This is a genomic window from Streptococcus sanguinis (assembly GCF_050225395.1).
Taxonomy (GTDB): domain Bacteria; phylum Bacillota; class Bacilli; order Lactobacillales; family Streptococcaceae; genus Streptococcus.
Genome location: NZ_CP071431.1, coordinates 1344791 through 1357139, shown reverse-complemented (window position 1 = coordinate 1357139; position 12349 = coordinate 1344791). Strand labels below are relative to the sequence as shown.

The window sequence follows — 12349 nt, the reverse complement described above, 5'->3', positions numbered from 1 at the left end:
AGATACTGTATTAAATTTCGTAGCCCATTAAGATTCCGCCTTCCTCAGCATAGAAGCTGCAGAGACCTGAAGTCGGTACCGTTTCGATTTGAGCTTGGGGATACTTTTCTTGTACCAGTTGACTAAATTGCTGGCAGAATTTTTCGTTATTGCGGTGAGCGATAATGAGTCGGCCACCCTTGTAACCGGCTTTGAGTAGCTCTTCGATTGCAGAAGCAAGTGCTTTTTTCGGACCACGTGCCTTTTGCAGAAGCTCTAGCGTGCCAGTCTGGCTAGCTTCACCGACCATACGTATATTAAGCAAGCCGACAACGGTTCCCAGAAGTTTGCTAAGTCGGCCGTTTTTGACCAAGTTATCTACTTTTGCTAGAACGAAGAGAAGTTTTGTTTTCTCCTGATAGCGATTAATGACTTCAACAACTTCATCAAAGCTGAGATCTTGCTGGATGAGTTCATTGAGTTTTGTCACAAGTAAGTCCACCTCGCCGCCAGCAGAAAGACTATCAATGACATGAATCTGGGCATCAGGATGTTCTTCTAAAAAAATTTTCTTAGCAACCTGTGCACTATTATTGCTGCCAGATAGAGTTCCAGTGATAGTCACCACAAAGATCTTGTCGGCTCCCTCAAAGCTTTTGAGATAGTCATCTGGACTAGGGCAGGCAGACTTTGAAGCAGCAGCAGAAGCATACATCTTTTCCATCATCAGGTCAATATCAAGCTGCTTATCATCTATAAAAATCTCATTTTCCACTTGAATGGTCAAGGGAACACTTTCAAACTGGGTGTCTTTAGCCAAGTTTGCCATTTCACGAAAGTCACAGCCAGAGTCAGCTATAATTTTCCAAGTCATATTTTTCTCCTTTTTTGTCAAGTATGTACAATAAAAAAATTGACAAAAAACCTGTCTTTTTTTAAAATTATAACATGAAGGATGCTTACTAGAAAGCGGAAACTGTCAGCTGAGACAAGAGGGAAGAAATTGTTATGTCGGAAAAGAAAATATCGGAAAAATCACTCGCGAATTTAAAGAAATACAATCAGGAATCCAATCAAATCACGAGAGAGTCTCTGGAAATTTCTCTCATGCAGCTGCTGGAGAAGAAAGAACTCAAAAAAATTACGATTTCAGAGCTGGTTGAGCGGGCAGGGGTTTCCCGTGCGGCATTTTACCGCAATTATAGCTCTAAAGAGCAGATTCTGGAAGAGATTTTTAAAAACACTGTTCAAGGTATTACGGATAAATTGGAAGAGTTTAACTTTAAAACTGAGATGTACCAAATTTGGCTTTTTCTTTTTAAGGAAGCCAAGAAAGAAGCTCGGGTTATCAGTCTAGCCATTGACTATAATTTTGAAAAGCTGCTGACTCAGGCCGTGTTTGACTTTTTGGAAAAGCGCAATCGCAATGCTAAGAAAACGACTAACTCTTACATGAATTCCTTCTGGAGTTCGGCAGTTGTTTCCGTTCTTTCCAAGTGGATTAAGGACGGCATGAAGGTTCCAGCTGAAAAAATAGCTTCTTTAGGTCTGCCCCTCTTTCCCCAGAAAAAGAAAATCAAATAAAAACAAGTGAGTCATTAGGGCTCGCTTGTTTTTAGGTTCTGTAAGAAGTTGGTCAGTTCTTTTTGGTTCCTTAATTCGTAGAATTTCTGAGGAAAAGTTTGTCGGATTTTCTTATATCTTGCCAGTGCTGTCTGACGTCGTCCTTTCCAAAGAACCCAGCAGATAAACTCCCCGTCAAACTTTTCGGGGCAGCCTGGAGCCATGCTTTCTCTGGTCCGATTGCGGTATTTTAAATAGCGTTTGAAAGCTCGATAGAGGCAGTTCCAGCGAGAGAAGTTCAGAAAGATGATTTGGTCTGCTTCTGCCATCCGACGTTCATAAAAACACCAAGAGTAGTTGCCATCAATAATCCAGTCGGTATTTTTTGACAAAAAATCATCCATCTGTTCACTCATCCAATCACGGTCACTATCCTTCCAGCCAGGTTGGAATTGCAATCTATCCATGTGAAGTTTGGGAATGGAGTAGTGGTTGGACAGTTGTGCTGCTAGAGTGGATTTGCCAGAACCGGAATAACCGATAATTGCTATTTTCATCCCTACCTCCTTTATGTTAGAAACAAAAAAAGCTCCTGAGAGCTCCCTTTGTATGCATTATTTAGCAAGTTTAGCTGAAAGACGTGCTTTATCGCGGCTTGCTTTGTTTTTGTGGATCAAACCTTTTGTTTCTGCTTTATCGATAGCTGAGCTAGCAGCACGGAAAAGTTCTTCAGACGGGTTTGCTTCAAATGCTTTGATTGCAGTACGCATAGCTGACTTTTGAGCTGAGTTTTTTTCGTTATGTTTCACGTTCAATTCAGCGCGTTTGATAGCTGATTTAATGTTTGCCAAGTTGTTTCACCTCCATTGAAAATACTAACTATCTAATTATATATGAAAAGTTAGGATTTGACAAGCTTTTTTATTTTTTTAAGTAAATTTCATCAATTTCATGATTTCCGGCTTTATGCAGGATAATTTCTGCCCGATTGCGGGTTGGCTCAATGTAGTCTAGCAGGTTGACAAGGTTAATGCTTTTCCAAACATTATGGGCGAAGGTTACTACTTCCTCTTCTGATTGAGTGGTGAAGCGGTGGTAGTAGTTCTTTGAGTCGTTTTCGGCCAGAGTCAGCATTTTTTTAAAGCGATCTAGATACCAGTTTTCAATATTTTCGACTTCAGCATCGACATAAATTGAAAAGTCAAAAAAGTCTGTCATATATAGGCGCTCGTTCTGTGGATTCTGGAAAACATTAATCCCTTCGACAATAACAAAGTCGGCTGCCTTTACCTCTTGCATTTCTTGAGGAACGATATCATAAGTTTCATGCGAGTAGACAGGGATTTGGAAATCCTGACCGTTTTTTATGCTATCCAGAAAGGAAAGAAGCAGTTCCATATTATAGCTTTCTGGGAAACCCTTGCGGTTTAAAATGCCGTTAGCTTCTAAAATTTGATTAGGAAACAAAAAACCATCTGTGGTAACTAGCTCGACTGTCGCATTTGAAAAAGTCCGAGAAAGCAGAATCTGCAGCAACCGGCTGGTGGTAGATTTCCCAACGGCCACACTGCCAGAAACTCCGATGATAAAGGGCTGTTTCCGGCTCTCTTTTTGTAGAAAAATCCCCTTGGAAAAAGCCAAGTCTTCCTTAGAACGTTTATAAATCTGAATGAGATTGGTCAAGGGGAGGTAAATGTCTGTCACGTCCTGCAGGCTAATCTTGTCATTGAAACTCTTGATAGAGTTAAGTTCAGCCTGAGTCAGGGGCGGAGTTGTTTTGCGGTGCAGGTTTTGCCATGTATGGCGGCTTATTTTTTCAAAATGAAGAAATTCGTTAGTCATAAGTTACTCCTGTATGATGGACTTTAGTATAACATACTTTTTGGAGAAATGAAAACGATTTACAAATCTAGGAAAATTATGATAAAATGGTTGTATGACTAAAATGTATTTTGCAGAAAATCCTGATGCCAAACATGATATTCATGAATTAAACGTAGAACTGTTAGGACAGCAGCTGACTTTTTTGACAGATGCTGGTGTCTTCAGTAAAAAGATGATTGATTATGGCAGTCGGGTCCTTTTGTCTGTCTTGGACTTTGAAGCTGGAGAACGGGTGCTGGATGTTGGCTGCGGCTATGGGCCTCTAGGTTTGACCTTAGCCAAAGCGCAGGGAGTGGCTGCGACCATGTTGGATATCAACCAGCGGGCCTTGGACTTAGCTCAGAAGAATGCTGAGAGGAATCAGGTATCTGCTCATATCTTCCAGTCGAATGTTTATGAAAAGGTCAACGGCATTTTCGACCATATTATCAGTAATCCACCTATCCGTGCTGGTAAGCAAGTCGTACACGAAGTCATCAGCGGAAGCTATGAGCATTTGACAGAAGGCGGAGATTTGACCCTTGTGATTCAGAAAAAGCAGGGAGCGCCCAGTGCCAAGTCGAAGATGGAAGCTATCTTCGGTAATTGTGAGATTGTCAAGAAGGACAAAGGCTACTATATACTAAGGAGCGAAAAATAGGATGCGTGCTGTAGATATTATCCAAAAGAAAAGAGATGGTCTTGAGCTTACCAGTCAGGAAATCCAGTGGCTGATTGAGGGCTATGTGGATGGGACTGTGCCAGACTATCAGATGGCAGCCTTTGCGATGGCTGTCTATTTTAAGGGCATGACAACTCGGGAAATTTCGGATTTAACCATGATTATGGTTGGAACTGGTGAACAGTTTGACTTGTCAGAAATCGCTGGAATAAAAGTAGATAAACATTCCACCGGCGGTGTTGGTGATAAAGTAACTCTGGTCTTGGTACCTTTGGTGTCTAGTTTCGGTGTTCCCGTTGCTAAAATGAGCGGCCGCGGGCTGGGCCATACTGGAGGAACCATTGATAAATTGGAATCCATTAAAGGATTTCAGGTAGAGCGCAGTCAGGATGACTTTATCAAGCAGGTGCAGGAAATTGGTCTGTCTGTAATTGGTCAGTCAGATCAATTGGTGCTGGCAGATAAGTTGCTCTATGCCTTGCGAGATGTAACAGCAACTGTTGATACCATTCCGCTGATAGCTAGCTCTGTTATGAGTAAGAAAATTGCTGCTGGTGCAGACAGTATCCTTCTGGATGTGACGGTCGGTGAAGGCGCCTTTATGAAAAATATTGATGACGCTCGTGTACTAGCACGCACTATGGTGGATTTGGGCAAGGCTGTCGGAAGAAAAACAGTAGCTGTTCTGACAGATATGAGTCAGCCTTTGGGAACCAGCATTGGCAATCGTCTGGAAATCTTAGAAGCCTTGGATATCTTACAGGGCAAGGGCCGTGAAGACATCACAACTTTCATTTGTGAGCTGGCGCAAATTATGCTCGGACTGGCAGATGTTGAGAAAACGGTGGAAGAAGTGAGAGAACAGTTGACTAATGGCGCTGCTTTGAAGAAATTTGAAGCTATGATTGCTGCTCAAGGCGGTGACTTGGAAGACCTCTATCGTCCATCAAGTGCAGCTCATATTATAGAAGTGAAAGCAGAACAGGCAGGCTATATCACTGAACTGCCTGCTATGGAGTTCGGACTCTTTGCCATGAGACTTGGAGCAGGACGCGCGGTCAAATCTGACGACTTGGATTATGAAACTGGAATTGTTTTCGAAAAGAAAGTCGGAGACAAGGTCGAAATTGGAGAAGTTTTCGCAAAAATTTATTCAAATGAAAAAATTTCTCAAGAACTAGTTACAGATTTTCAAAAAAATGTTAAAATAGGTGATGAAAGCGTTGCAGTAAGCGAGATTATCGAGGTTATTGCTTAATTCTAGGAGAATCCAACATGAAATTAAACAAATACATAGACCATACGCTTTTAAAACCAGAAGCGTCAGAAGAGCAGATTCTGAAGTTAATTGAAGAAGCAAAAGTTTATGATTTTGCCAGTATCTGTGTCAATCCAACCTGGACAGAGTTTGCTGCGGAGCAGCTGAAAGGCTCAGATGTCAAGGTTTGTGTGCCAATTGGTTTTCCTTTAGGAGCTAACACTTCCGATGTAAAGGCCTTTGAAACGAAGGACGCAATCCAAAAGGGTGCGGGCGAAGTGGATATGGTCATCAATGTCGGTGCTCTGAAATCTAAAGATTATGATTTGGTAGAGCGAGACATTCGTGCGGTTGTAGAAGCTGCTAACGGTACCTTGATCAAGGTAATTCTGGAAACTTGCCTGCTGACAGATGAGGAAAAGGTTAAGGGCTGCCAACTGGCTCAGAAAGCTGGAGCTGATTTTGTTAAGACTTCTACAGGATTTTCAACTGGCGGTGCGACAGTCGAAGATGTTGCCCTTATGAGAAAAACAGTTGGTCCTGACATGGGCGTCAAGGCTTCTGGCGGTGCTCGTTCTTATAAAGATGCGCTGGCCTTTATTGAAGCAGGTGCGACTCGTATCGGAACTTCGGCTGGAGTGGCGATTATGAAGGGAGAAGAAGCTAGTGGCGACTACTGAGTTGATTGACTTGGCTGTCCAAGCTAGCAAAAATGCTTATGTTCCCTATTCTCATTTCCCTATCGGAGCGGTTTTGGTCGCTAAAGATGGGCGGGTTTTTACCGGCGTTAACGTTGAGAATGCCAGTTTTGGCTTGACCAACTGCGGAGAGCGGACAGCTATATTTAAGGCGGTTTCAGAAGGAGTTTTAGACTTCGAGGAGCTGATTGTCTACGGTGAGACGGAAAAACCCATATCACCTTGTGGTGCCTGCCGCCAGGTAATGGCAGAATTTTTTTCTGAGGATCTAAAAGTGACCTTGGTCGCTAAAGATAAATCGACGGTCGTGATGACGGTCAAGGAATTACTTCCATATTCTTTTACAGATTTAACATAAGTCTGTTATCGGTCATCTGACCAAACTCAAACTTGCAACTGTGTTGCACATCTTAATTAGGAGGTTCAGAAATGAACAAAAAACAATGGCTAGGTCTTGGTCTAGTAACTGTCGCAGCATTCGGACTTGCTGCATGTGGAAACCGTGCTTCTCGCTCAGATTCTTCAAACGCGAAAACTGATTTGAAGGCTGCTATCGTAACTGATACTGGTGGTGTTGATGATAAGTCATTTAACCAGTCTGCATGGGAAGGCTTGCAAGCTTGGGGTAAAGAAAACGGTCTTTCTAAAGATAACGGCTTTACTTACTATCAGTCTAATGATGAGTCTCAATATGCGAATAACCTGAACCAAGCTGCTACGGATGGTTATAATTTAGTATATGGTATCGGATTTGCCCTTCGTGATGCGGTTGAATCTGCTGCCCAAGATAACACAGACATCAATTATGTTATTGTCGATGATGTTATCAAAGGAAAAGAGAATGTTGCTTCAGCTATTTTTGCTGACAATGAAGCTGCTTACCTTGCTGGTGTTGCTGCTGCAAAAACTACTAAGACAAAACAAGTTGGTTTCATAGGTGGTATAGAAGGCGCTGTTATCACACGTTTTGAAAAAGGTTTCGAAGCTGGCGTGAAATCAGTTGACCCGTCTATCAAGATTCAAGTAGACTATGCTGGCTCATTCGGTGATGCTGCTAAAGGTAAAACAATTGCTGCTGCTCAATATGCTGCAGGTGCAGATGTGGTTTACCAAGTTGCTGGTGGAACTGGTGCTGGAGTATTTAACGAAGCTAAGTCAATCAACGAAACAAGAAATGAAGATGAAAAAGTTTGGGTACTCGGTGTTGACCGTGACCAAACTGAAGAAGGTAAATACAAGTCTAAGGATGGTAAAGAGTCTAACTTTGTTTTAGCATCAAGCTTGAAACAAGTTGGTAAGACTGTCCAAGACATTGCTAACCAAACTGTTAAAGGTAAATTCCCAGGCGGTAAAACTACAACCTTCGGTCTGAAAGACGGTGGAGTTGACTTGACAACTACAAACCTGTCAGAAGATGCGAAAAAAGCCGTTGAAGAAGCGAAAGCAAAAATCCTTGACGGCAGCATCACTGTTCCTGACAAATAAAACAATTTAAGAGCGATCCGACCGTGTAGGGTCGCTTCTTTTTGAAATTGAGACGCCTTTGTGTCAATAGAATTTATTAGCACTGGCTGTGCTAGTAAATTTTATTGAAATAAAATGAAATTCTGGAAAGGAAAGAGCCATGACACATGAAAATGTCATTGAAATGCGAGAAATTACCAAGATTTTTGGTGAATTTGTGGCCAATGATAAAATCAATTTGGAACTCAGAAAAGGTGAAATTCACGCTCTTTTGGGAGAAAATGGTGCCGGCAAGTCAACCTTGATGAATATGCTGGCTGGCCTGCTTGAGCCGACCAGCGGTGAGATTGTAGTGAATGGAAAGTCAGTTAAACTGGACTCTCCATCAAAGGCGGCCTCACTTGGTATCGGGATGGTGCACCAGCACTTTATGCTTGTTGAAGCATTTACTGTTGCTGAAAATATCATCCTTGGAAGTGAAATCACAAAAAATTGTGTGTTGGACTTGAAAGGTGCCACTAAAGAAATTAAGGAACTTTCTGAGAAATACGGATTGGCAGTTGATCCATCTGCTAAGGTTGAAGATATTTCTGTCGGTGCCCAGCAGCGGGTTGAAATTCTGAAAACTCTTTATCGTGGAGCGGACATTCTCATCTTTGACGAGCCGACAGCCGTTCTGACGCCAGCTGAGATCGATGAATTGATGAAAATCATGAAGAATCTCGTCAAAGAAGGAAAGTCTATCATTCTCATCACTCACAAATTGGATGAGATTCGGGCAGTTTCTGACCGAGTAACGGTTATTCGTCGCGGAAAATCCATTGAAACAGTTGAAATCGCTGGTGCAACTAACCAAGATTTGGCTGAAATGATGGTGGGACGGGCTGTTTCCTTCAAGACTGCGAAAGAGCTTGCTAATCCTCAAGAAACTGTCTTGTCAATCAAAGATCTTGTTGTTGAAGAAAACCGTGGTGTTCCAGCTGTTAAGGGACTTTCTCTTGATGTCCGTGCTGGTGAGATTGTCGGGATTGCTGGTATTGACGGCAATGGTCAGACTGAGCTGATTCAGGCTATTACAGGTCTTAGAAAAGCTAGCTCTGGCGAGATTACAATTAAGAACCAGTCTATTATTGGTAAGCAGCCGCGGCAGATAACTGAAATGAAAGTCAGCCACGTTCCTGAAGACCGCCACCGTGATGGTTTAGTCCTAGCAATGTCCATATCTGAAAATATTGCTCTACAGACTTACTATAAAGAACCGCTCAGTAAAAATGGAATCCTGAATTACGGTAACATTTATTCTTACGCACGCAAGTTGATGGATGAATTTGATGTTCGGGCGGCTAGTGAATATGTACCTGCTTCAGCTCTTTCAGGAGGAAACCAGCAGAAAGCTATCATTGCTCGGGAAATGGATCGCGATCCAGACCTTCTGATTGTCAGTCAGCCAACTCGCGGACTTGATGTGGGGGCGATTGAATACATTCATAAACGCTTGATTGAAGCACGGACTCAAGGCAAGGCTGTCCTAGTTGTTAGCTTTGAGCTAGACGAAATCCTCAATGTTTCTGATAGAATCGCCGTTATCCACGATGGTAAGATTCAGGGAATTGTAACTCCAGAGGAAACTAATAAGCAAGAGCTTGGTATTCTCATGGCTGGTGGTAAGATTCAGAAGGGAGCTTCAAATGTCTAAAAAAACACAACAGATTGCGGTTCCTTTAATCTCAGTTCTTCTAGGGATTTTATTGGGAGCGGTTGTAATGGCCATCTTTGGTTATGATGCTATCTGGGGGTATGAGTCCCTCTTTAAAACAGCTTTTGGTTCTTTGAGAAGTTTGGGTGAGATTTCTCGCGCGATGGGACCTCTGATTCTCATTGGTTTAGGCTTTGCTGTAGCCAGTCGTGCTGGATTCTTTAATGTTGGGCTTCCTGGTCAAGCCTTAGCTGGCTGGATTTTGGCTGGTTGGTTTGCACTTTCCTTCCCTGATTTACCTCGTCCTCTGATGTTATTGGCGACTGTAGTCATTGCAGCAGTGGCTGGTGGTATTGTTGGTGCTATTCCAGGGATTCTGCGTGCTTATCTGGGAACGAGTGAAGTTATCGTAACCATTATGATGAACTATATTGTTCTTTTTGTTGGAAATGCTCTTATTCATAGTTTCCCAGAATCTGTGATGCAGAGTGTTGACTCTAGTAAGCGTGTTAGTGCCAATGCGATTTATCAAACAGAGTGGTTGAGAAGTCTTACGTCTAACTCTCGGATGAATATCGGTATCTTCTTTGCCTTGATTGCAGTAGTGGTTATTTGGTATTTGCTTAAGAAAACAACACTTGGTTTTGAAATTCGTGCTGTAGGGCTTAATCCAAATGCATCTGAATATGCAGGGATGTCATCTAAGCGTACTATTATCGTATCTATGATTATTTCAGGTGCTCTTGCAGGACTTGGAGGGGTAGTAGAAGGACTTGGGACTTATCAGAATGTCTTTGTTCAAGGAAGTTCCCTGAGTGTTGGTTTCAATGGCATGGCGGTAAGTCTTTTGGCAGCCAATTCTCCAATTGGAATTCTCTTTGCAGCCTTCCTCTTTGCGGTTCTGAGTGTTGGTGCTCCAGGTATGAACGTGGCTCAGATTCCAACAGAACTTGTAAATATCGTAACAGCTTCTATTATCTTCTTTGTCAGCGCCCACTATCTGATTGAGCGTATGACAGGTATGACAATCTTTGATTTCCTTAAAAATCGTCGCCAGGAAGCTAAAAAAGTGAAGGAGGGAAACTAGGATGAATATTGTAACGGTATTAAGTTTATTAGTATCATCTATGCTGATTTATGCGGCTCCCTTGATTTTCACAAGTATTGGCGGGGCTTACTCTGAACACGCTGGTGTGGTTAATGTCGGCTTGGAAGGAATCATGGTTATGGGGGCTTTTACAGGCGTTCTCTTTAACCTGACTTTCGAGAAGAGTTTTGGTAGTGCGACTCCGTGGCTCTCATTGATTGCTGCTGGTTTGGTCGGAGTTGTCTTTTCTCTTATCCATGCTGTTGCGACCATTACCTTCCGTGCGGACCACGTTGTGAGTGGTACAGTGCTGAACTTGCTGGCTCCAGCCTTGGCAATTTTCCTTGTTAAAGCTATTTATAACAAGGGACAAACGGATAATATTCAGCGTTCATTCGGCAAGTTTAATTTCCCTGTTCTGTCTGATATTCCAGTCTTGGGAGACATTTTCTTCAAGCATACAAGCTTGGTTGGTTATCTTGCAATTGCTTTCTCTTTCCTTGCTTGGTTTGTCATGTTTAAGACTAAATTCGGACTGCGTCTTCGCTCAGTCGGAGAGCATCCGCAGGCGGCAGATACCTTGGGGATCAATGTTTACCTCATGCGTTATTGCGGTGTCATGATCTCTGGTCTGCTCGGAGGTATTGGTGGAGCTATTTATGCTCAGTCTATCTCTGTTAACTTTGCTGTGACAACTATCGTAGGTCCAGGATTTATCGCCTTGGCAGCTATGATTTTTGGTAAATGGAGCCCTATTGGTGCCATGTTGGCGAGTCTCTTCTTTGGAGCTTCCCAAAGTTTGGCGGTTATCGGGAACCAGTTGCCTTTGCTTTCAAGTGTTCCAACGGTTTATCTGCAGATTGCGCCATACGTCTTGACGATTGTAGTCCTTGCGGCATTCTTTGGTAAAGCTGTTGCTCCGAAAGCGGATGGTATCAACTATATCAAGTCTAAATAAACCTTTACATCAGTTCTTTGGAGCTGATGTTTTTTGGTATTTGAAAGAAGCTATAATCATAGGAATAGAAAAAGCCTACTTCAAGTGAAGCGGGCTTTTTAAGATTAGTTGGTTGCAATTTCGTTTAGCAGGTCTTCTGCAGTGGTGGTTGGGTTTACGCGAACGCGGTTGAGTGAGAGTAAGCCATTGGATAGAGAAGCTAGTCCGTTATTGGTTGTCAGTCCCATCTTGTAGCCAAGGCTTTCAGCAATCTGCAAGGTTGCATCACTGTATCGTCCAGATGGATAGGCAACGGTTGTTGTGGTTTGAGACAGTTCTTTGTCCAAGTAAGACTTGGAGTCTTTTAACTCAATTTTTTGTTGGTCTTCTGCAGTCGCTGAGAGGTCAGGATGGTTGACGGTATGGTCTTCAAAAGACATACCTTTGTCCTTCATTTCCTTTATCTCATCTAGCGTCAGCATATCTTCACGACCCGCTTGAACAAATCCAGTAATGACATTATTGGTTGCTTTCATGTCATATTTCTGGAGAAGTGGAAAGGCATTAGTATAGAAATCCTTTAAACTATCATCGAAGGTCAGCCAGACGACTTTTTTGTTTTCTGGCAGGACGTTCTCCGTCAGTACCTTGTATGCTTCTGCTGGTGTTAGTGGATAGTAGCCTGCGTCTTTCAAGGCTTTTAGATGACTTTCAAATGTGGCTGGATCTACAATCAAACCAGCATTAGCTGCTTCTGATGGATCCATGACGTGAATAGCATGATACATCAAGATAGGTACTTGAACTGGTTGGTCTTGTTTGACCCATTTTACCTTGTCTTTGTTGCTGTCATCCGAAGTCGTCTTTTTTTCCCGAGTCGGTGCTGACGAAGTTTTAGATGAAGTATTGACTTGGTTCGTTGACACATTATTAGCTTCTTTTTGGTTGTGCGAGTTCTGTAGCTTGGCTAGTAAAGAAAAGCCACCTACAATCAGGACAAGAAAAAGTAATAAACTTGTTAAAGAAAGCAAAATAGCTCTTTTCCTAGCTTTGCGTTGCTGCATGCGATTTCCTCTATGTTTTCCTGTCATAATATCTCCTTTTTTAAAAAAATTACAATTC

At 42.4% G+C, this 12349-nt stretch carries 14 protein-coding genes; 9 read left to right on the top strand and 5 right to left on the bottom strand.

Annotated features, from left to right (window positions below; all coding sequences use genetic code 11):
- Positions 1-10: 10 nt before the first annotated feature.
- Complete coding sequence (locus J1C81_RS06775) at positions 11-853, bottom strand: DegV family protein (RefSeq protein ID WP_002915362.1); 843 nt, start codon at positions 851-853, stop codon at positions 11-13.
- A 134-nt stretch (positions 854-987) separates the two neighbouring features.
- Here J1C81_RS06775 and J1C81_RS06770 point away from each other — a divergent pair, with 134 nt between their 5' ends.
- Positions 988-1563, top strand: a complete 576-nt coding sequence (locus J1C81_RS06770; protein ID WP_002895666.1) for a TetR/AcrR family transcriptional regulator — start codon at positions 988-990, stop codon at positions 1561-1563.
- Positions 1564-1577: 14 nt separating this feature from the next.
- Here the strand turns inward: J1C81_RS06770 and J1C81_RS06765 are convergent, their stop codons facing one another.
- From J1C81_RS06765 to coaA, 3 genes are all read right to left on the bottom strand, one after another.
- Positions 1578-2099 carry a DNA topology modulation protein gene (locus J1C81_RS06765; RefSeq protein WP_002915361.1) on the bottom strand — a complete coding sequence of 174 codons (522 nt, stop codon included), beginning with the start codon at positions 2097-2099 and terminating at the stop codon, positions 1578-1580.
- A 57-nt stretch (positions 2100-2156) separates the two neighbouring features.
- A complete protein-coding gene (gene rpsT, locus J1C81_RS06760) occupies positions 2157-2393 on the bottom strand; it encodes a 30S ribosomal protein S20 (RefSeq protein WP_002895661.1) in 237 nt (78 codons plus the stop codon).
- A 70-nt stretch (positions 2394-2463) separates the two neighbouring features.
- Positions 2464-3384, bottom strand: a complete 921-nt coding sequence (gene coaA / locus J1C81_RS06755; RefSeq protein WP_002904372.1) for a type I pantothenate kinase — start codon at positions 3382-3384, stop codon at positions 2464-2466.
- Positions 3385-3478: 94 nt separating this feature from the next.
- Between coaA and J1C81_RS06750 the strand changes: the two genes are divergently transcribed.
- From J1C81_RS06750 to J1C81_RS06715, 8 genes are all read left to right on the top strand, one after another.
- Positions 3479-4066 (top strand): class I SAM-dependent methyltransferase, encoded by a 588-nt coding sequence (locus J1C81_RS06750; protein WP_002904373.1) that lies wholly within the window; start codon positions 3479-3481, stop codon positions 4064-4066.
- Position 4067: 1 nt separating this feature from the next.
- Positions 4068-5345, top strand: a complete 1278-nt coding sequence (locus J1C81_RS06745; RefSeq protein ID WP_002904375.1) for a pyrimidine-nucleoside phosphorylase — start codon at positions 4068-4070, stop codon at positions 5343-5345.
- A gap of 17 nt (positions 5346-5362) precedes the next feature.
- Positions 5363-6025, top strand: coding sequence for a deoxyribose-phosphate aldolase (deoC, locus tag J1C81_RS06740; protein WP_002915359.1), 663 nt, complete (start codon positions 5363-5365; stop codon positions 6023-6025).
- Positions 6012-6401, top strand: coding sequence for a cytidine deaminase (locus tag J1C81_RS06735; RefSeq protein ID WP_002915358.1), 390 nt, complete (start codon positions 6012-6014; stop codon positions 6399-6401). The genes deoC and J1C81_RS06735 overlap by 14 nt, the downstream gene beginning before the upstream one ends.
- A 71-nt stretch (positions 6402-6472) precedes the next feature.
- Positions 6473-7528: a BMP family lipoprotein gene (locus tag J1C81_RS06730; protein ID WP_002915357.1), complete on the top strand. Its 1056-nt coding sequence runs from the start codon at positions 6473-6475 to the stop codon at positions 7526-7528.
- Between the two features lie 139 nt (positions 7529-7667).
- On the top strand, positions 7668-9203 hold the full coding sequence (locus J1C81_RS06725; protein ID WP_002915356.1) for an ABC transporter ATP-binding protein: 1536 nt from the start codon (positions 7668-7670) through the stop codon (positions 9201-9203).
- Positions 9196-10290: an ABC transporter permease gene (locus J1C81_RS06720; RefSeq protein WP_002915355.1), complete on the top strand. Its 1095-nt coding sequence runs from the start codon at positions 9196-9198 to the stop codon at positions 10288-10290. Before J1C81_RS06725 ends, J1C81_RS06720 begins: the two co-directional genes overlap by 8 nt.
- 1 nt (position 10291) lies before the next feature.
- Positions 10292-11248 (top strand): ABC transporter permease, encoded by a 957-nt coding sequence (locus tag J1C81_RS06715; RefSeq protein WP_002897685.1) that lies wholly within the window; start codon positions 10292-10294, stop codon positions 11246-11248.
- A 104-nt stretch (positions 11249-11352) separates the two neighbouring features.
- Here the strand turns inward: J1C81_RS06715 and J1C81_RS06710 are convergent, their stop codons facing one another.
- Positions 11353-12318, bottom strand: a complete 966-nt coding sequence (locus tag J1C81_RS06710; protein WP_002915354.1) for a polysaccharide deacetylase family protein — start codon at positions 12316-12318, stop codon at positions 11353-11355.
- Positions 12319-12349 lie beyond the last annotated feature (31 nt).

What these genes read in the sequence shown, in the direction of transcription:
- J1C81_RS06720 (WP_002915355.1), top strand. Translation starts at nt 9,196, where the DNA reads ATGTCTAAAAAAACACAACAGATTGCGGTTCCTTTAATCTCAGTTCTT.
- coaA (WP_002904372.1), bottom strand. Translation starts at nt 3,384, where the DNA reads ATGACTAACGAATTTCTTCATTTTGAAAAAATAAGCCGCCATACATGG.
- deoC (WP_002915359.1), top strand. Translation starts at nt 5,363, where the DNA reads ATGAAATTAAACAAATACATAGACCATACGCTTTTAAAACCAGAAGCG.
- J1C81_RS06775 (WP_002915362.1), bottom strand. Translation starts at nt 853, where the DNA reads ATGACTTGGAAAATTATAGCTGACTCTGGCTGTGACTTTCGTGAAATG.
- J1C81_RS06715 (WP_002897685.1), top strand. Translation starts at nt 10,292, where the DNA reads ATGAATATTGTAACGGTATTAAGTTTATTAGTATCATCTATGCTGATT.
- J1C81_RS06745 (WP_002904375.1), top strand. Translation starts at nt 4,068, where the DNA reads ATGCGTGCTGTAGATATTATCCAAAAGAAAAGAGATGGTCTTGAGCTT.
- J1C81_RS06765 (WP_002915361.1), bottom strand. Translation starts at nt 2,099, where the DNA reads ATGAAAATAGCAATTATCGGTTATTCCGGTTCTGGCAAATCCACTCTA.
- J1C81_RS06730 (WP_002915357.1), top strand. Translation starts at nt 6,473, where the DNA reads ATGAACAAAAAACAATGGCTAGGTCTTGGTCTAGTAACTGTCGCAGCA.
- J1C81_RS06725 (WP_002915356.1), top strand. Translation starts at nt 7,668, where the DNA reads ATGACACATGAAAATGTCATTGAAATGCGAGAAATTACCAAGATTTTT.
- J1C81_RS06710 (WP_002915354.1), bottom strand. Translation starts at nt 12,318, where the DNA reads ATGACAGGAAAACATAGAGGAAATCGCATGCAGCAACGCAAAGCTAGG.
- J1C81_RS06770 (WP_002895666.1), top strand. Translation starts at nt 988, where the DNA reads ATGTCGGAAAAGAAAATATCGGAAAAATCACTCGCGAATTTAAAGAAA.
- J1C81_RS06750 (WP_002904373.1), top strand. Translation starts at nt 3,479, where the DNA reads ATGACTAAAATGTATTTTGCAGAAAATCCTGATGCCAAACATGATATT.